General features: G+C 72.9%; 17 protein-coding genes. 11 read left to right on the top strand and 6 right to left on the bottom strand.

The window, feature by feature from the left end:
- Positions 1-3 precede the first annotated feature (3 nt).
- Positions 4-1,035 carry an ABC transporter permease gene (locus PV419_RS08755; protein WP_319687205.1) on the bottom strand — a complete coding sequence of 344 codons (1,032 nt, stop codon included), beginning with the start codon at positions 1,033-1,035 and terminating at the stop codon, positions 4-6.
- Positions 1,036-1,483: 448 nt separating this feature from the next.
- Here PV419_RS08755 and PV419_RS08750 point away from each other — a divergent pair, with 448 nt between their 5' ends.
- Positions 1,484-2,695 (top strand): hypothetical protein, encoded by a 1,212-nt coding sequence (locus PV419_RS08750; protein ID WP_319687204.1) that lies wholly within the window; start codon positions 1,484-1,486, stop codon positions 2,693-2,695.
- Between the two features lie 45 nt (positions 2,696-2,740).
- Here the strand turns inward: PV419_RS08750 and PV419_RS08745 are convergent, their stop codons facing one another.
- A complete protein-coding gene (locus PV419_RS08745; RefSeq protein ID WP_319687203.1) occupies positions 2,741-4,921 on the bottom strand; it encodes a S9 family peptidase in 2,181 nt (726 codons plus the stop codon).
- A 261-nt stretch (positions 4,922-5,182) separates the two neighbouring features.
- On the opposite strand from PV419_RS08745, the gene PV419_RS08740 reads away from it, so the two are divergent.
- The 8 genes from PV419_RS08740 to PV419_RS08705 all read left to right on the top strand — a co-directional run bounded on the left by PV419_RS08740 (position 5,183) and on the right by PV419_RS08705 (position 12,898).
- The gene (locus PV419_RS08740; protein WP_319687202.1) at positions 5,183-5,377 is read left to right on the top strand and encodes a hypothetical protein; all 195 of its coding nucleotides are present in this window, start codon (positions 5,183-5,185) and stop codon (positions 5,375-5,377) included.
- A gap of 48 nt (positions 5,378-5,425) precedes the next feature.
- Positions 5,426-6,331, top strand: coding sequence for an N-acetyl-1-D-myo-inositol-2-amino-2-deoxy-alpha-D-glucopyranoside deacetylase (gene mshB / locus PV419_RS08735; RefSeq protein WP_319687201.1), 906 nt, complete (start codon positions 5,426-5,428; stop codon positions 6,329-6,331).
- Complete coding sequence (locus PV419_RS08730) at positions 6,328-6,696, top strand: DUF6113 family protein (RefSeq protein ID WP_319687200.1); 369 nt, start codon at positions 6,328-6,330, stop codon at positions 6,694-6,696. The genes mshB and PV419_RS08730 overlap by 4 nt, the downstream gene beginning before the upstream one ends.
- Positions 6,697-6,870: 174 nt before the next feature.
- Positions 6,871-9,048 (top strand): peptidoglycan binding domain-containing protein, encoded by a 2,178-nt coding sequence (locus PV419_RS08725; RefSeq protein ID WP_319687199.1) that lies wholly within the window; start codon positions 6,871-6,873, stop codon positions 9,046-9,048.
- 169 nt (positions 9,049-9,217) lie between these two features.
- A complete protein-coding gene (locus PV419_RS08720; protein WP_319687198.1) occupies positions 9,218-10,195 on the top strand; it encodes an ABC transporter ATP-binding protein in 978 nt (325 codons plus the stop codon).
- A complete protein-coding gene (locus PV419_RS08715) occupies positions 10,192-10,935 on the top strand; it encodes an ABC transporter permease (RefSeq protein WP_319687197.1) in 744 nt (247 codons plus the stop codon). Before PV419_RS08720 ends, PV419_RS08715 begins: the two co-directional genes overlap by 4 nt.
- Positions 10,936-11,018: 83 nt before the next feature.
- Complete coding sequence (locus tag PV419_RS08710) at positions 11,019-12,200, top strand: sensor histidine kinase (RefSeq protein WP_319687563.1); 1,182 nt, start codon at positions 11,019-11,021, stop codon at positions 12,198-12,200.
- Positions 12,201-12,250: 50 nt separating this feature from the next.
- Positions 12,251-12,898, top strand: coding sequence for a response regulator transcription factor (locus PV419_RS08705; RefSeq protein WP_319687196.1), 648 nt, complete (start codon positions 12,251-12,253; stop codon positions 12,896-12,898).
- Positions 12,899-12,947: 49 nt separating this feature from the next.
- On the opposite strand, the gene PV419_RS08700 is transcribed toward PV419_RS08705, so the two are convergent.
- Positions 12,948-13,787 carry a transglutaminase-like domain-containing protein gene (locus PV419_RS08700; RefSeq protein WP_319687195.1) on the bottom strand — a complete coding sequence of 280 codons (840 nt, stop codon included), beginning with the start codon at positions 13,785-13,787 and terminating at the stop codon, positions 12,948-12,950.
- A gap of 17 nt (positions 13,788-13,804) precedes the next feature.
- Complete coding sequence (locus PV419_RS08695) at positions 13,805-14,830, bottom strand: GNAT family N-acetyltransferase (RefSeq protein ID WP_319687194.1); 1,026 nt, start codon at positions 14,828-14,830, stop codon at positions 13,805-13,807.
- 112 nt (positions 14,831-14,942) lie between these two features.
- On the opposite strand from PV419_RS08695, the gene fdxA reads away from it, so the two are divergent.
- Together fdxA and dapC are read left to right on the top strand one after the other, a co-directional pair.
- On the top strand, positions 14,943-15,269 hold the full coding sequence (gene fdxA, locus PV419_RS08690) for a ferredoxin (protein WP_014054705.1): 327 nt from the start codon (positions 14,943-14,945) through the stop codon (positions 15,267-15,269).
- A 114-nt stretch (positions 15,270-15,383) separates the two neighbouring features.
- Entirely contained in the window at positions 15,384-16,496 is a 1,113-nt protein-coding gene (gene dapC, locus PV419_RS08685; protein ID WP_319687193.1) for a succinyldiaminopimelate transaminase, read from the top strand.
- Positions 16,497-16,636: 140 nt separating this feature from the next.
- On the opposite strand, the gene PV419_RS53215 is transcribed toward dapC, so the two are convergent.
- Together PV419_RS53215 and PV419_RS08675 are read right to left on the bottom strand one after the other, a co-directional pair.
- Complete coding sequence (locus PV419_RS53215) at positions 16,637-17,311, bottom strand: hypothetical protein (RefSeq protein WP_415925261.1); 675 nt, start codon at positions 17,309-17,311, stop codon at positions 16,637-16,639.
- 202 nt (positions 17,312-17,513) lie between these two features.
- The gene (locus PV419_RS08675) at positions 17,514-18,419 is read right to left on the bottom strand and encodes a hypothetical protein (RefSeq protein ID WP_319687191.1); all 906 of its coding nucleotides are present in this window, start codon (positions 18,417-18,419) and stop codon (positions 17,514-17,516) included.
- Positions 18,420-18,489: the final 70 nt, after the last annotated feature.

Below are 18,489 nucleotides of genomic sequence, written 5' to 3'. Positions count from 1 at the left end.
TGCCTAGCGCTTAGTCTTCGGATCGAATGCGTCCCGGACCGAGTCCCCGAGCAGGTTGAAGGCCACCACGAAGATCACCATGGCCACGCCCGGGAAGAACATGTACGTGATGTCGTTCTGGTAGTGCCTGGCGCCGGTGGCGAACATCCGGCCCCAGTCGGGGGTCGGCTCGACGAGCCCGACTCCGAGGAAGGAGAGCCCGGCCTCGGCGGTCACGAAGGTCGGCAGCATCAGCGTCGACTGCACCAGGATCGGCGTCCACAGATTGGGCAGCAGCTCCTTGGTGATGATCCTCCAAGGGGAGGCGCCGGTCACCTTCGCGGCCTCCACGAACTCCCGCTCGCGCAGGCTCAGCACCTGCCCGCGCAGCAGCCGGGCCAGCCCCATCCAGCCGAGTGCCCACTGGACCAGGATCAAGGTGATGACCCGCAGGTAAGTGGGCGTCTCCTTCTCCGGACTGACGAAGAGGGAGTAGACGACGGGCGTGAAGGCCACGAAGGAGAGCTGCGCGGGGAAGGCGAGGAGCAGATCGATGAAGCGGCCGAGGAAGTAGTCGGTCTTGCCGCCCATGTAGCCGGCCGTGACGCCGACGACGATGCCGGTGAGGGTGCACAGGAGGGTGACGGCGACCGCGATCAGCAGTGAGGTCCGTATCCCGTACAGGAGTTGGGTGAACACATCCCGGCCGAGTTGGGGCTGGAGGCCGAACCAGAACTCGCCGTCGATGCCCCCGTTGGGCTTGATGGGGTAGTAGAACTCGTTGAGCAGCCCGGGCCTGTCGAGTCCGTAGGTGGTGTACGGATCCTTGCCGTACAGCCACGCGATCACGGGCGCGAATAAGGCGATCACAAAGAAGAAGATCACGACGTAGGCCGAAATCACGCCTGTCTTGTCGCGTTTGAAACGCCGCCACATCAACTGGCTGGGCGACCGACCCACCAACGGCGCGCCGTCCTTGCCGACTTCGACGGTCGGCACGGCATCCGGGCCGGGCGCGTTCGCCCCGGGCGCCGCGGCCTGGGAAGGACTCGTCATCGCGTAGCGCCCCCCGCACTGATCACTATGTCTATTCGCGCTTGTCTACTCGCGTCATGTCGTTCCCGTCCGCCGGTGGTCGTGCGCGTCTCGGGATGAGCGGACTTTCGCAACCGATTAACAGCTCAGTCAAGGGGCCAGCGGAAGCGGAAGGGGCGCTCGCGGCAACCTTGAGCGAACATTTTGCAGATCGAGGTCCCGGCGTGCTTGACAGAGATCAGCCGATGGCGACAAAGAGTGAGCAAAGCTCATCAAACGCGTTAACACGCAAGCAACTTGGCTGACGCGATACCGATATACGGACGCGTCAGGCTGAACTGCGTACGGCCGTGCGGGTGCCGTAGACCGGCCGGGGCGCGCCATGCCGCCCCGGCCGGTCACTCATGTCGGCACATTGGTGGCGCCCGGGACGGTTGACCAGGGGTCGGGGCGGGGCAAACCTACAGCCATGGGGCAGGGACGGATACTCAACCGTGGCGCGCGCACTTTCGGGGCGCTGGTGTGCGCCGTGCTCGGGCTGATCTCACTGGCGTGGATCATCCGGGACTTCGACAAGGCCGACGAGGCCAGCCATGTGTGGTGGACCTGGGCCGGGATACCGTACCGGCTCCCGGACAGCATCTTCGGCACGTCCCTCGCCGATCTGGTCCTGCTCGCCGTGTACGTGGCCGCCGGGATCGCGGCGCTGCGCTCGTCGGCCGCCGCCGGGGCCCTGGCCTCGGCCGCCGTCGCCACGGTCGCGCTGCGCCTGCCCAGCCTGTGGAATCTGCACGCCGACTGGATGCAGGGCATCCCCGACGGGCTGAAGACCCGCGCGCAGCTGAGCGCGTGGGCGGCGGTCGTGCTCGGGGGCCTTCTGCTGGCCGTCGTGGCCGCCGGGCGGCGCCCGGCCGGGACGACCGGCCCCGACTACGCCGTTTTGCCCACCGAGCGGCCGCCCGGCCGGCCGACGCCCGCGGTCGCCGTGACGGCCGCGCTGTTCCTGGGGGCCATCGCGGTCGTCGAGGGCGCCTGGCAGATCTACTGGGCCCAGAAGCGGGGCTGGGACATGTACGAGCACCAGCTCACCGGCAAGTACATGCTCACCACGCTGCTCTCGCCGCCCGCGGCATGGGCGGCCTGGACGGCGGTCCTGCTGGCCCTGGCGGCCGCCTTCGCGGCGGTCGGCAGGGCGCCGCTGGCCCGGCCGCTGGGGATGACGGCGGCCGTCCTGGTGCTGGGTGACGGGGTCGCCGCGATCTCCGTGTACTTCAAGTACGACGTCCTCGAGCACTTCGACGACCTGCCGACCGTGGGTGTGCTCACCGTGCTGACCGGGTTCTTCGCGGCGCTCGTCGGCCTGGTCGCGCTGATCGCGCTGGCGCAGCCCGCCCTCCCCGCGGAGGATGTTCCGCTCGCCGGGTGGGGCCAGCCCGCGGCTCCGCCGTACGGGGGCTACGGGGGCTACGGGGGCTATGGGGGCAATGGCGGGTACGAGGGCTACGACGGAGCGGGCGGTGGCTACGGCTACACCCCGCCGCCCGCGTCCCCGCCCCCGCCCCCGCCGGCGTCCCCGCCCGGCCCGCCGCCCGCGTCCCCGCCCGCGGTCCCGCCGCCGCCCGCGGTTCCGCCCCCGCCCTCCCCGCCCTCGCCTCCGCCCCCGCCGCCGCCGGGCTGGTAGGCGCGGCGCGCCCGGGAAGCGGCGGGGCGGGGAGGAGGACTCCGCTCAGCTCATGCCGAGCGAGCGCCTGAGGAAGTCCACCTGCAGCAGGAGCAGGTTCTCGGCGACCTGTTCCTGCGGGGTCATATGGGTCACTCCGGACAGCGGCAGCACCTCGTGCGGGCGGCCGGCCGCGAGGAGCGCGGAGGAGAGCCGCAGGGTGTGCGCGGCGACCACGTTGTCGTCCGCCAGACCGTGGATGATCATCATGGGGCGGTGCGGTTCCGCCGCGCCGCACAGTCCCTCGTCGGTCACCGGCGAGTTGGCGGCGTAGACCTCCGGCTGCTCGTCGGGATGGCCGAGATACCGCTCGGTGTAGTGGGTGTCGTACAGCCGCTGATCGGTGACGGGGGCGCCCACGATGCCCGCGTGGAAGACGTCGGGGCGGCGCAGCACCGCGAGCGCCGCCAGGTAGCCGCCGTAGGACCAGCCGCGGATGGCGACGCGGGAGAGGTCGAGCGGATAGCGCTCGGCCAGCGCCGCCAGCGCGTCGGCCTGGTCCTGCACCGATACGGCCGCCAAGTCGTCGCGGACGGCCTTCTCCCAGGCGGGGGAGCGGCCGGGCGTGCCGCGGCCGTCGGCGACGATCACCGCGAAGCCCTGGTCGGCGAACCACTGCGAGGTCAGGTGGGCGTTGTGGGAGGCCAGCACGCGCTGGCCGTGCGGGCCGCCGTAGGGGTCCATGAGGACGGGCAGCGGCCCGTCGTCCGCGGTGTGGCCGGCCGGCAGCAGCACGGCGCTGGGGATGTCGCGCCCGCCCGCGTGCAGCAGCCGCGGGCGGGCGGCGATGACGGGCCGCTCGGCGTACGAGGCGATCTCGGCGAGGCGGTCGGCCGAGCCGGCGGCGGTCGGTCTGAGCACCTCCACCGCCGCCCCGGGCCGGTCCGGCTCGGCGCACGACAGGACGATCACCTCGCCGCCGCGCGCGGCGGACCGCACGGCGGGGGCGGGCCGCTTGTCGACCGGCTCCCAGCCGCCCTGGTCCCCGCTGCCGCGGAACCACGCGCGGAAGACCCCGATCTCGCCGGGCTGTTCGGGCAGTTCGGCGTCCGCGCCCGGCGAGGCGGAGAAGAGCACGTCCTCCTCACCGATGTCCAGGACCGAACGGACGTGCAGCGCGCCCGAGGTGAGCTTGCGGTCGCCGACCATCAGCACCCGGGCGCCGCCCTCGTCCGCGATGCGGACGAGCCGCCCGTCCGGCGTCCAGCCCGGCACACCAGGGAAAAGATCCAGCCAGACCGGGTCCTCGTCCACATGTACGGTGCGGGTGCGTCCGGTCCCGGTGTCCACGGCCAGATAGAGCTGACTGCGCTGGTCGCGGGCCTGGACCAGCAGCAGCGGCGGGCCGTACGCGGACCAGTGCACCCGGGCGAGGTACGGGTAGCGCCGCCGGTTCCATTCGATCTCGGTGCGGGACCCGTCGAGACCCAGCAGCACCAGCCGAACCTCGGCGTTGTCGGTGCCCGCGGCCGGGTACGCGACCTCGGCGGGCTTCCGGTCGGGGTGCGCGGGGTCGGCGATCCACCAGCGCCGCACGGGCGCGTCGTCGACCCGGGCGGCCAGCAGCGCGTCGCTGTCCGGCGACCACCAGAAGCCGCGCGAGCGCTGCATCTCCTCGGCCGCGATGAACTCCGCGAGCCCGTAGGTGACGGTGTCGCCCTCCGGCTCGGCCAGCGCCCGGTCGCCGCCTCCGGCGCCCCCAGCACCCCCCTCTACGGTTGTTACGCGCAGCGCGCCCTGCGCCACATAGGCGACGCGGCGTCCGTCCGGAGACGGGCGCGGGTCGATCACCGGTCCCGGTACGGGGAGTTCGCGGGTCACGCCGGCGCGCAACTCGGAGGCGAACAGCCGTCCCGAGAGTGCGAAAGCGGCCAATTCGACGGTCAGGTCGGTGGCATAGCCGACGATGCCCCCAGAACCCTCCCGGCTGCGCTCGCGGCGCGCCCGCTCCTCGGCGGACAACTCCTCGTCGGCGCCGCCGAGCAGGGCGGCCGGGTCCGCTGCCGGGTACTCCCGGCGCTCGGCGAGGTCGTGCACCCACAGGAGGTTGGCGCGATCGGTGCCGGTGCGCGAGCGCAGGAACACCAGGCGCGAGTCGTCGGGCGCCACCACGAAGGCGCGCGGCGCCCCAAGGGTGAAGCGCTGCGTGCGGGCGTGCTGCCGGGGGAACGAGAGCTGTCCGGTCATAGGCCGAGCGTACGGCTCCGGCCCTGTTGCCGGGGGCATGTTCCGGCCGCGGCGGCCGCCGAGATCAACTCGCCGAATGTGGCGAGAATCAGGCCTGATGACGAGGCAGACGGTGCGAACAGGCATGCGCCCCTGTCATGCTCCCGTGCACCGAGTCGTGCGCACGGGCCCATAGTTATGATCGATTGCGCATAGTGGGTAGGCCCCCTGTGGCATGAATATGTTGTCCGTTCGAGCGCGTGTACCTGGAGGTGAGCCGCTGTGGCGCTCTCGATTTCGTTGGTCGTGCTGCTGCTGATCATCGTCTTCATGCTCGTCCAGAAGGCTGGGCTGAAGTCGGGGCACGCGCTCATCTGTGTGCTGCTCGGCTTCTACCTCGCCAGTTCCTCGATCGCCCCGACGATCGACGACCTCACGACGAATGTGGCGAACATGATCGGAGACGTAGACCTCTGATCCACGGCGGACCCGCGGCTCCCGCCGCGGGGCTCGTAGGCTGTGCTCATGACCCCGGTCCTTCCCGCCCGTCGCCTGCTCCTGGTACACGCACATCCGGACGACGAGTCGATCAACAACGGTGCGACCATGGCCAAGTACGCCGCCGAGGGTGCCCACGTCACGCTGGTGACCTGCACGCTCGGCGAGGAGGGTGAGATCATCCCGCCCGCCCTGGCGCACTTGGCCGCCGACCGCGACGACGCGCTCGGCCCGCACCGGATCGGCGAACTCGCCGTGGCGATGAAGGCGTTGGGGGTCAGCGATCACCGCTTCCTGGGCGGCCCCGGCCGGTACCGCGACTCCGGGATGATGGGCGCCCCGCAGAACGCCCGCCCGGACTGCTTCTGGCGGGCGGAGGCGGACGAGGCCGCCGCCCACCTGGTCGGGGTGATCCGCGAGGTGCGCCCGCAGGTCCTGGTCGCCTACGACCCGGACGGGGGCTACGGCCACCCCGATCACATCCAGGCGCACCGCGTCGCCATGCGCGCGGCGGAGCTCGCCGCGGAGCCGGTCTACCGCCGGGACCTGGGCGACCCGCATGAGATCGCCAAGATCTACTGGAACTGCGTGCCGCGCTCGGAGCTCGAGGAGGGCTTCGCCCGGTTGCGCGCCGCGGGCTCGCGGGCTCCCTTCCCGGGGATCGCCTCGGTCGGCGATGTGCCGGGGGTGGTCGACGACACGCGGGTGACCGCGACGGTGGACGGCTCCGGATACGCCGAGGCGAAGGCGGAGGCCATGCGCGCCCACGCCACCCAGATCACGGTGGACGGGCCCTTCTTCGCGCTCTCGAACGATCTGGGGCAGCCGCTGTCCGCCCAGGAGCATTACCTGCTTGTCAGAGGGCGGGCGGTCGCGGCTTCCGGCTCGGACCGGGGCCGTGAGGACGATCTGTTCGCGGGGGTGTCGGCGTGAAGGCCACGCGCGTGGGGGTGTACGTGCTGCTCGGTGTGGTGGGGGTGCTGGTCGCCGCCGCGGGCGCGCTGGTCCAAGCGGCCTGGTTCCCCGGCGGGTTGCTGCTGGCGCTGCTCGGGGTCGGCGCGCTGTGCTACGGCGGGGTCAAGGCGACCGGCACCCGGCTGGGCGGGGTGGTGCCCGCCGGGGCGTGGGTGATCACCGTGTTGTTTCTCACCGTGGCCCGTCCCGAGGGGGACTTCCTCTTCGGCGCCGGAGCGGGCTCGTATGCTTTTCTGCTGGGCGGAATGTTCGCCGGTGTGATGTGCGCCACGATGCCGAAGGTGTCGCAACCGGGCAGCGGCCCGGCCCGACTTGGTAAGTGACGTCACGTTTTCGCCTGGGTGCCCGCCGAGACGGCAGGCCGTGCGCGCCGGTGCGCGGGATGCGGTGTTACAGCGGTCGTCAAGTGCCTGCCCGCGGGGCCCAGTAAGGTGGTGCCGCCGCCGAGCCGCCCGCGCGAGTCTGACGGGCGGCGGAGCTAACTGGGAGAACCTGCTTTGAGCCGTGAATCTGACAGTTCGTCCTCCGGAAGCCGGAAGGGCAGTGGCGCCGCCGCCTATCCGCCTGGCACCCCGCCGTACGGATCCCGCCAGTACCCCTCGCCGAATCCGACGCAGGAGGCCCAGGGCGGCTCCGGCGACGGCGAGGCGCGTGCCGCGGCCAGGCCGGAGGAACCGAAGACCGAGACCACGCTGACGACCCGGATCCGGATCAACATCCCCGGCTCGCGGCCCATCCCTCCGGTGGTCATGCGCACGCCGGTCGGTGAGGAGGGCATGCCGAACCAGCGCTCCGCCGACGACTCCGAGGGCGTCGGCGACCCGGCCGGGCCCGACGCCGCCGCGGCAGCGGGCCCCGGCGCGGCCGGAGCGGCGGGCGGAGAGCACTCGGAGAACAAGAAGAAGGAGGAGCGGACCAGCGACTGGTTCGCGCCCCGCAAGGCCAAGGGCAACACCTCGACGACGGGGAGCACGCCGCAGCCCCCGGCGCCGCCGGCCGCCACGCCGCCCGCCCCCGGGCCCGCCGCGGCCGACCCGTTCGGTGCCGACCCGTTCGGGGCCGGGGCGTTCGCGCCCGAGGCCTCCGCCGCCGCGCCCTCGGCTCCCGAGACCACGCAGCAGTTCCCGGCTCCCGACTTCTCCGCTCCGGAGACCACGCAGCAGTTCCCCGCCCCGCCGCCGGACGGCGGACCGGGTGCCGATCTGCCGTACTTCACCGACACCCCGCCGGGCGGCTTCCCCGGGGCGGCGGAGCCCAGCGGCCCGACGACCGGCCCGGCCACCGGCGATATGCGGCTGCCGACGCGGGGCCCCGGCGCCACCCGGGCGCCGCTCGGAGGCGGCGCCGGGCTCGCCGCGCAGCCGCCCACCCCGCCGAACGGGTCGCCGCTGTCCGGCAGCCTCGGCGCCACCACCGGCGCGAGCCCCGCGTCGTCGGCCGGGCCGCTCGGCGGCCCCGGCGGCAAGCCGGGGACCGACGCGCCCTCGCCGCTGTTCCGCGACCCCGACCCGACCCCCGGCGGCGGCGTGCCGGCCGAGCATGTCTCCGGGGAGACGCTGGTCAGCGGTATCCCCGTCGTCCCGCCGACCGAGAACCGGCCGGGCTCGCCCTTCCCGCCCGCCGGGAGCGGCTCCGCCTCGCCCGCCACGTCCGACAAGGACGGCAGGTCCGATCAGGCCGGCAGCCCGGCGCCGCCCGCCGCCCCGGCGGCCGCCCGCCCCAAGAAGAAGGGGCGCTCCAAGCTGGTCATGGCGGTCGGCGCGCTCGTCGTCATCGGCGGCATCGCGTACGGCGCGGGCCTGGTGATGAACCACGCCGACGTGCCCAACGGCACCACCGTGCTGGGCGTCGACATCGGCGGCACCTCCAAGGAGACCGCCGTCCAGAAGCTCGACACCGCGTTGGAGGGCCGTACCGGCGCCCCGCTGAAGGTGTCCGTCGACGGCGAGCAGAAGGAGATCAAGCCGACCGTCGCGGGTCTGACGCTGGACACCGAGGCCACGGTCCGCAACGTCGCGGGCCGCGACTACAACCCGGTCACCGTGATCGGCTCGCTGTTCGGCGGCACGCACACGGCAGAGCCCGTCGTCACCGTCGACGAGGAGAAGCTCAGGGACGCGCTGCAGCGGCTCGCGGGCACCTCGGGCACGGCGCGCGAGGGCACGATCAAGTTCGAGCCCGGCAAGGCCGTCGCGGTGTACGGCAAGGCGGGCAAGGGGCTGGACGTCGACAAGGCGGTCGCGGCGGTGGACGAGGCGTTCCGGCAGCGGGCCGCCACGGGCCAGAACAAGGTCATCGCCCTGCCCGTCGTCACCAAGCAGCCGCAGGTCAGCAACGCCGAGGTCGACCGCAAGATGCGGACCTTCGCCCGGCCCGCGATGTCGGGCCTGGTCAAAGTCCAGACGGACCCGGTGCACTCGCTGCCGCTGAGCCCGCAGAACTCCCTGTGGAAGATCCTGTCCGTGCGGGTGGTGGACGGCAAGCTGGTGGAGCACTATGACCTCGCCGCCCTGAAGGAGCTGTACGGCGGCCTCTTCGACGGCGTGTTGATCCAGCGCGGCAACGGCAGCAAGCAGCCCGTCGCGCCGACGGACGTCGCGGTGGCGCTGGGCCAGGCGCTGAAGGGCAAGACCCCGGCCGAGCGGATCGGCATCATCGAGACCAACGGCAACTGAGCCAAGCGCGTACGGCTTCCGCCCGGCCCGAGAGTCCGCCACCGGGCGGGGGCCGTCGTGTGCCCGGCACCGGGCGCGGCGTGCCCGGCCCCGACCCATGACATCTGTCATGCCGAGGCCACGACCGCTGACACTGCCGGAACGAGTCGCGCTGGGCGAAGCTTGGGCCATGACCGCACCAACCGCTCAGTCCGCTCCCGGCGCCGCCACCGTATCCGGCCGCGCCGGCGCGTCGGCGTCCGCGCCCGTGGTCGCCTTCGAGAAGGTGAACAAGAGCTACGGCAGCGTGCGCGCCGTGGCCGACCTGGACCTCACACTGCACCAGGGCGAGACCGTCGCGCTGCTCGGCCCCAACGGGGCGGGGAAGTCCTCGACCCTCGACCTGCTGCTGGGGCTGCGCACCCCCGACTCCGGCCTGGTCCGGATCTTCGGCACCACCCCGCGTCAGGCCATCGAGGGTGGCCGGGTGGGCGCGATGCTGCAGAGCGGCGGGCTGATGGAGGAGGTCACGGTCCAGGAGCTGGTGCGGCTCGCCTGCGATCTGCACCCCCGGGCCCATCCGGTGCGGCAGGTGCTGGAGGAGGCGGGGATCACGGACATCGCCGACCGGAAGGTGAACAAGCTCTCCGGTGGCCAGGAGCAGAGGGTGCGCTTCGCGCTGGCCACCGCGGGCGCCTCGGACCTGATCGTGCTGGACGAGCCGACCACCGGCATGGACGTCTCTTCCCGGCAGACCTTCTGGGCCGCGATGCGGGCGCAGGCGCGGCAGGGCCGCACCATCCTCTTCGCCACCCACTACCTCGAAGAGGCCGATGCGATAGCCGACCGCGTGATCGTGCTGCACCGCGGGCGGGTGCTCGCCGACGGCACGTCCGCCGAGATCAAGGCGATGGCCGGGGCCCGGCGGATCTCCTTCGAGCTCGACGAGCCGGCCGACGAGGCGGCGCTGCGCGCGCTGCCCGCTCTGACCGGGATCGAGATATCGGGGCGCACGGTCCGGATGCGGTCCGGCGACGCCGACGCGACGGTCCACGCGCTCTACGGCCTCGGGGTGTATCCGCGCGGTATCGAGGTCGCGGGCCTCGGCCTGGAGCAGGCGTTCCTCGCCATCACCGACGCCGCGGCCGCTGAGGAGGCGGGACGATGACCACCCTGATCAAGCTGGAGATCACGCGCGCCCTGCGCAACAAGAAGTTCATGTTCTTCACGGTCATCTACCCCTCGGCGCTGTTCCTGGTGATCGCGGGGACCAGCGACACCACCGCCCTGGTGCCGCACAGCCATCTGACGATGCCGCTGTACTACATGGTCGCGATGGCCTCCTTCGGGTCGCTGACGACCGTGCTGATGGGCAACAGCGAGCGCATAGCCAAGGAGCGTGAAACGGGCTGGGTGAGACAGCTGCGGCTCACCGCGCTGCCCGGGCGCGGCTATGTGGTGGCCAAGATCGCCTCGGCGGCGGTGGCCACCCTTCCGGCGATCGTGGTCGTCTTCGTCGTGGCCGCGGCGGTCAAGGACGTGCGGCTCGACGCCGCATGGCAGTGGTTCGCCCTGACCGGCGCGATATGGGCGGGCTCCCTGGTGTTCGCCGCGCTGGGCGTGGCCATCGGCTATCTGGCCTCCGGCGACGCCGTACGCCCGCTGACCATGATCATCTACTTCGGTCTCTCGATCCTCGGCGGCCTGTGGTCGCCGACGACCTCGTACCCTCAGTGGCTCCAGAACATCTCCGACTACCTGCCCACCCACGCCTATGCCGCGCTCGGCCAGGCGATCGAGCTGGGCGGCGCGCCGCACGGCAAGGACATTGCCCTCCTGGCCGGCTATCTGGTCCTCTTCGCGGGCGCGGCCGCCTGGCTGTACCGCAAGGACACCCGCAAGGCGTGAGCGGCGTGGACGAGCGGCGCGAGGAGGAGAGCGGGCCGGCCGGGCGGGGCGGAGCCCGCTGGGCGGCTTGGCGCCGGTCGCTGCTGCGGGAGGACGATGTGCTGACCGGCGTCGGCCGGGAGCCCACCGACCGCAGGCAGGCCGTGATCAAGCTGATGTGGGTCGGCATCTGGATGGCGTATATGACCGCCCCGGTCAATGATCTGCAGGACGGCGGTCACCGCCCCCTCGCCACCGCGCTGGGCTGCCTGGGGCTGCTGGTCTTCCTCACCGCCTATTGCATGCTCCTGTTCCGGCACGTCCACCGTCCCCTGGATTACCGGAGGGTCGGCGGGGCGCTGGTCACCATGGCCGCGCTGGCCGCCGCCCTGGCGCTGACGCTCGGCGCCTCCTGGCTGGTGCTCTTCGTCTATGTGTCGGTGGCCTGCGGTGCGGTGCTCCCCATCAGGGTCGCGCGGCTGGCGATCCCGCTTGCCACCGTCGTCCTGCTGCTCGTCGGCCTGACGGCCCGGGACGCCCGGCATCTGCTGCCCGCCCTGGTGATCCCCGCGCTGCTCGGGGGGTTCGCGATGAGCGGGGTGCGGCAGCTGGTCCGTACGACCAGGGCGCTGCGGGAGGCGCGGGCCACCGTCGCCCAGCTCGCCGCCAACGAGGAGCGGCTGCGGCTCGCCCGCGATCTGCACGACCTGCTGGGCCACTCACTGTCGCTGATCACACTCAAGAGCGAGCTGGCCGGGCGGCTCCTTTCGGACCGGCCCGAACAGGCCGGGCAGCAGGTCGCCGACATCGAGCGGGTCAGCCGCCAGGCGCTCGTCGACGTACGGGAGGCGGTCAGCGGGTTTCGCCGCCCGACCTTGGAGGCCGAGGTGGCCGGGGCCCGGATCGCGCTGACCGCGGCGGGCATCGCCGCCGACCTCGGCCGGGCCGCCGACGGCCACCCGGACCTGCCGCCCGACGAGGAGGGGGCCCTGGCGTGGGCGCTGCGCGAGGGGATCACCAATGTGGTGCGGCACAGCGGGGCGCGGCGCTGCACGGTGACGCTCACCGAGGCTGGTGACGAGCTCTGCCTGACCATCAGCGATGACGGCCGGGGCCCCGAGGGCCCGCCGGGCAACGGACTTTCCGGGCTGTCCGAGCGGCTGCAGCTGGCCGGCGGGCGGCTGGAGACCGGGAGCGGTGAGCGGGGCGGGTTCGCGCTCCGTGCGTACGTCCCCCTCTCCCGCCGCGCCACCGCCCCCGAACTCGCCCCGGCGACGCCCGGGTAGCGGGCCGGGGCCGAGCCGGGGCTGTCGGAGGGGCCGCCTACCCTGGGGCCATGAACGGAGCGACGGGGGAGCCGGCCGGGGTGCCGGGAGGTCGTATTCGGGTGCTTCTCGCCGAGGACCAGTCGATGGTGCGGGAGGCGCTGGCCGCGCTGCTCGGGCTGGAGGCCGACATAGAGGTCGTCGCCCAGGTCGCGCGCGGGGACGAGGTGGTGGACGCGGCCCTGGAGCACCGGCCGGACGTCGCGCTGCTGGACATCGAGATGCCCGGGATGACCGGCCTCGACGCGGCCGCCGCGCTCCGCCCGGCGGTCCCGGGGCTCCGGATAGTGATCCTGACGACCTTCGGCCGCCCCGGCTATCTGCGCCGGGCGATGGAGTCCGGCGCCGACGCCTTCTTGGTCAAGGACGCCCCCGCCGCCGAGCTCGCGGACGCGGTGCGCCGGGTGCTGCGCGGCGAGCGGGTCATCGATCCGACGCTGGCCGCGGCCGCGCTCGTCGACGGGGTGTGCCCGCTGACCGCGCGGGAGCGGGAGGTGCTGGGGGCCTCGGCGGACGGCTCGACCAACGCGGAGCTGGCGCGCAGGCTCAACCTCTCGCAGGGGACGGTCCGTAACTACCTCTCCACGGCCATCCAGAAGACCGCCGCCCGCAACCGCGCCGACGCGGTGCGGATCGCCCGCGACAAAGGGTGGCTCTGACCGCCGCCCGAGGCAGCCCCGGTGCGGTGGCCGTCTCGGTGCGGTGCGCTCAGTTCAGCATCGCCCGGGCGGCCCGCGCCTGGCGCCGTACGGCCTCCGCCGCGTTCGGCTCCATCGCGGCCACGACCTCCGCGTACTCCTCCATCTCCTTCGCGCCGGCCACGAACTCCCCGCGCTCCACGAGCAGTTTGGCCCGCTCGTAGCGGAGCCGGGCGGGGTGGCTGGGCAGCAGCAGGGACAGCTCCACCGCCCACAGCTGGACGTCCGTCCTCTCGGGGCGGGCGGCGGCCCAGGCGCGGATGTTGTTCAGGATCCGCAGCACGATCTCCAGCGGGGTGGCCGGGGCCGGTACCGTCGGGGCCGACGGGACCCCCAGCGCCCCCGTCACCAGCAGTGCCGCGTCCTCGTCGGACAGCACCCGCCCGCCGTCGAAGGGGTCGGCCAGCACATGGCTCCCGTACGGGTCGCCGAAGCCGACCACGAAGTGGCCCGGCAGCGCCACCCCGTACACCGGCGCGCCCGCCCGCCGCGCCACCTCCAGCCACACCACGGACAGCAGGATCGGCAGCCCGCGCCGCCGCCGCAGCACCTCGTGCAGCAGCGAGGACTCCAGGCGCCGGTAGTCGGCCGCGGAGCCGCGGAAGTCGAGGCGGTCCCCGAGCAGACCGGCCAGCGCCGCGGCCCAGGCGCCGGGCCCGCCGGGGGAGTAGGGCACCAGACCGGCCAGCCGGTCCAGTTCGATCTGCGCGGCGTCGATTCCGTCCTCGTCCAGCTCCGGGTCGGCCTCCTGGGCCACCAGCAGGCACAGCAACGCCAGGTCGGGGCGCTCCTCGCGGGCCGCCTCGGTGAAGCGCCGGCGCCGTGCCGGGGTGTCGTCTCTGCGTGGCATAGGTGCCTCGTACCCGATCAGCGGTGGTTCTCGCGGGGTGCGCGCCAGTGGTGGTAGCTGTGGTGTGTGGTGAAGCCCATGCCCTCGTACAGCGCCCGGGCACCGTCATTGTCCGTCTCGACCTGCAGATACGCAGCCGAGGCGCCCTCCTCCAGGGCCTTGCGGGCGAGCGCCGTCATCACGGCCGTCGCCAGGCCCTGCCGGCGCAGCCGCGGATCGGTCTCCACGGCCGTGAACCCGGCCCAGCGGCCGTCCACCACGCACCGCCCGATCGCGGCCGGGGCGCCCGAGCTTCCGTTCTCCGCCGCTATGGTCGCGAACCACACCGACGGGCCACCGCAGAGCACCCGCAGGATCTCGGGGGCGGTCTCGCCGGAGGCGGAGCGCTGATACCGGGCCAGCCAGGCGTCGTCGATGTCGCGGGAGAGGGTGACCCGGGAGACGTCGGCGTCCCTGTCCGCGAGGGGCGCGAGAGCGGCGATCCGTATGTCCGCGGAGACCTCCCGGACCCAGCCGTGCGCCGCGAGCTCCGCGGCCAGCAGCTCCTGTGTCCCCTCGGCGCCGGTGCTGACCTGGATGTAGGCGGGCAGTCCGCGTTCGGCGTACCAGGCGGCCGCCCGCCGCAGCGCGTCCTCGACCGGTATGCCCGGGTCGCCGAGCGGCAGCACGGAGTTGGCGCGCCGGGTGAAGCCGCCCGCCGCGCGCAGCTCCCACTCCCCGAGCCGCTCGCTCTCCACCGGCGGCCAGGCGCGGGTGGCGGCCCGGTCCAGCTCGGCCGCGGTCGCCGCCGGGCCGCGGCGGCGGGCCGGAGCCGCGGGCACCACCTTGCCCGCCACGAGCGAGGACGCCGCGATGTGGACCTCTTCCCCCGAGCGCCGAGTGACGCAGAGCACATTTTGTGTCCACGATGTGAGCACGCCGACCACGTCGGTGAACCGCGCGCCGCTGTCGCCACCCTCGATCATCAGCCTGACGGACACGCGTTTACCCACGTCAGACGAGGTAATCCGGACCTCTAGTCGTCCGCCAGTGGTGAAATCCACAGCTCTGCTCACCCCTCATGTGCGTCTGGTGCCCAAGAACGGAGATACTAGGTGCGGGCATCGACGACGCCGCGCTCCCGCGCGATACAGCCCTAAGAGGAGGAACGACAGCGTGACCTACGTCATCGCGCAGCCTTGTGTCGACCTGAAAGACAAGGCGTGCATCGAGGAGTGCCCCGTCGACTGCATCTACGAGGGCCAGCGGTCCTTGTACATCCACCCGGACGAGTGCGTCGACTGTGGGGCCTGTGAGCCGGTCTGCCCGGTCGAGGCGATCTTCTACGAGGACGACACTCCCGAGGAGTGGAAGGACTACTACAAGGCGAACGTCGAGTTCTTCGACGAGCTGGGCTCGCCCGGTGGCGCGAGCAAGCTCGGCCTGATCGAGCGCGACCACCCCTTCATCGCCGCCCTGCCTCCGCAGGAGCACGACGAGTGACCTCGCGGCGCGCGGGCGCGTTCTGAAGACGCCCCGGCACCGCGCAGCCCTCGGTCCCGCACGCCACCACGGCCTGCGGGGCCGGGCTGTTTTTCCCAAGAAAGCGAGCCAGTTGTGCCACCCGTCTCCGCCCGTCTCCCCGTCTTCCCCTGGGACCGGCTCGAACCGTACAAGGCGACCGCCGCGGCGCATCCGGACGGCCTCGTCGACCTGTCGGTGGGGACCCCCGTCGACCCGGTTCCCGAGCTGATCCGCACCGCGCTGGCCGACGCGGCCGACAGCCCCGGCTATCCCACCGTGTGGGGCACCGCCGCGCTGCGGGACGCGCTGACCGGCTGGGTGGAGCGGCGGCTGGGCGCGACGGGCGCGGACCACACCCAGGTGCTGCCGGTGGTCGGCTCCAAGGAACTGGTGGCGTCGCTGCCGACCCAGCTCGGCCTCGGCCCAGGCGACCGGGTCGCCTTCCCGCGGCTGGCCTACCCGACGTACGAGGTCGGCGCGCGGCTGGCGGGCGCCGAGCCCGTGCCGTACGACGAGCCGACGGAGCTCGACCCGGCAGGGCTGAAGCTGCTGTGGCTCAACTCCCCGTCCAACCCGACCGGCCGGGTGCTGGACAAGGACGAGCTGCGGGCCGCGGTGGCCTGGGCGCGTGAGCACGGCGTGCTGCTGGTCAGCGACGAGTGCTACCTGGAGCTCGGCTGGGACGCCGACCCGGTGTCCGTGCTGCACCCCGAGGTCTCCGGCGGCAGCTTCGAGGGCCTGGTGGCGGTGCACTCGCTCTCCAAGCGCTCCAACCTGGCGGGCTACCGCGCGGCGTTCCTCGCCGGTGACGCGGCGGTGCTCGGCGAGCTGCTCCAGCTCCGCAAACACGGCGGAATGATGGTGCCCGCGCCCGTACAGGCCGCCACCATCGCCGCGCTGGGCGACGACGCTCACGTGGCCGAGCAGCGCGAGCGCTACGCCCGCCGCCGTGCCGCGCTGCGCGAGGCGCTCGAAGGGTGCGGCTTCCGCATCGAGCACAGCGAGGCGTCGCTGTACCTGTGGGCGACGCGGGACGAGCCGTGCTGGGACACCGTCGGCGCGCTCGCCGAGCTGGGCATCCTGGTGGCGCCCGGCGACTTCTACGGCGCGGCGGGGGAGCGGAACGTACGGGTCGCGTTCACCGCCACCGACGAGCGGGTGGCGGCGGCGGTCCGGCGGCTGGGCGGCGGTCTGCCCAGGCGCTGAGGGTACGGCCAGGCGGATATGCGACGGGCCCGGGGAGCCGATGCTCCCCGGGCCCGGGTGTATCGCGGTGCCGGCATCGCCCCCGGCGGGGACACCTCCCAGTGGTAGCTGGGGGAGAACCGAGCCCTGAAAGGGGCCTTTCAGCCGCCGAGGACCGGCAGGCCCTTGACCGACAGGCCGTCCGTGAGGGAGCTGCCGGGCAGCGTGTTCGGGGCGGCCGGCGCGGCCGGGGTGGACTGTCCGGTCTCGCCGGCCTTGCTCGCCGCGGCCTTGCCGACCTTGTGGGCCTTGCCGACCTTGCCCGTGACAGCCTTGCCGACCTTGCTCGCGACGGCCTTGCCGCGGCTCGGGGCGGCGTGGCGGCCCTTGCCCTTGGCCTGGCCCTTGCCGGCCACCGCCTTGCCGTGGTCGCCCTTGCCGGCCTTCGCCATCCCCGCCTTTCCGGCCTTGGCGGCGACCGCCTTCGCACCGGAGGCCGTCTTGGCCCTGGAGACGGTCTTGCCCGCGGCGGGAGCGGTCTGCTCCGTGGTCCGGGCGACCGGAGCGGTCTGCTCCTGGCCCCGGAGGGCACGCGTGACGGTCCCGCCGGCCTTGCCGCCGACCTCGCCCGCCGCCCTCTCGACGTGCTGCGAGGCGGAGTCCGCGAGGCTGCCGACCGAGGCGGTGTCGAGCGCGCTCAGCCCACCCAGCTTGGGGGCCTGCGACAGGCCCAGGTCCGCTGCACTCGCGGCGTCGGCGGCACCGACCACGGGAGCTGCGCCCGCTGCGACCAGCAGCGCGGTCCGAGCGATCCGACGCGTGAGGGGGAGGGACATGATGCTCCTTTGAGGGAGGGACAATTGGCCTGGACGTCCGGCAGGCGGACGCAGTGAATACCGCGTGAGAAGCGGGAAGGTTGCGGTGCGCCAAGGTAAAGAATTGGCAATGCGTCGCATAATCCGTTTCGGATGTGAGTGAGCGTCCGGGAATGGAGCCGGACCCCATCTGACCCGCCGTCACCAGCGGTGATGCGCCGCGTTATCGGGCGGTGACGATGCGCACTTCCGGCCCGGAGTCCTCATCGGTGCTACGCCAGCCGGCCGTCAAATTCCCGGCGGTCCATACGTGGTTGCCATAAGAAACGCGTTCGATGCGCAACTCGTCCGAGTGGGCCACCGCCCAATAGGCCAATTCCCAGCCGTTCCGCTCCGCCTCGCCGCGGGCCCGGACCGCCCCGGTCCGCACGCGCACCACCCGCGTGGCCGCGGCGCGCCCGCCGCTCTGCCCCGTCGGCCGCACCGCCGCCGCCACCTCGGCGCCGAACTCCCGCTTCAACTCCGCCCGGACTCGCGCCGGATCGCCCGGAACCCCGTCGTCCGGCGGGCCGGGGCAGGAAAAGGCGGCCGCCGAACGCCCCGTCAGCGCGCCGGTCAACTCCACGGCCTCGGTCTCGTGCTTCGCGTACGCCTGTGGGAAACCGCTGTACTGCACCCGCTGCGCGGCCACGGTGAGCGGGAGCCGCGAGTAGCCGGGGACCCGCACAAGGCGGTCGTAGAACCTTCCCGCGGCGTAGACCGGGTCCTGGATCTGCCGCGCGGTGCCCCAACCCTGCGAGGGCCGTTGCTGGAAGAGCCCCAGCGAATCCCGGTCGCCATGGCGGATGTTGCGCAGTCCCGACTCCTGCAGTGCGGTGGCGAGGGCGATGGTGACGGCCCGCTCCGGCAGCCCCCGGGACGCGGCCACCGCCTCGATCGTGGCCGCGTTCACCGCCTGTTCGGGAGTGAGCGCCAGGAACTCGCCCTCCGCCCGCACGATGCAGCGAGGCGGGCCCCAGCCGCCGGTCGCGATGTGCAGCGCCACATATCCGACCAGGGCCAGCAGTACGGCGCAGGCGATCGCGGCACGTGTCCGACGGGCGCGGCTGGCAAGGACGGGCAGGGGCACGGCGCCCACGTTACTTCAGGGCCGCCCGGCCCCGGACCGGCATGTGTCAAGAGGCACGTCACCCGCCCGG

It is taken from the genome of Streptomyces sp. ME19-01-6, from assembly GCF_033793745.1.
Taxonomy (GTDB): domain Bacteria; phylum Actinomycetota; class Actinomycetes; order Streptomycetales; family Streptomycetaceae; genus Streptomyces.
The sequence above is the reverse complement of the archived record's forward strand: the minus strand, read 5'-3'. Positions and strand labels throughout refer to the sequence as shown.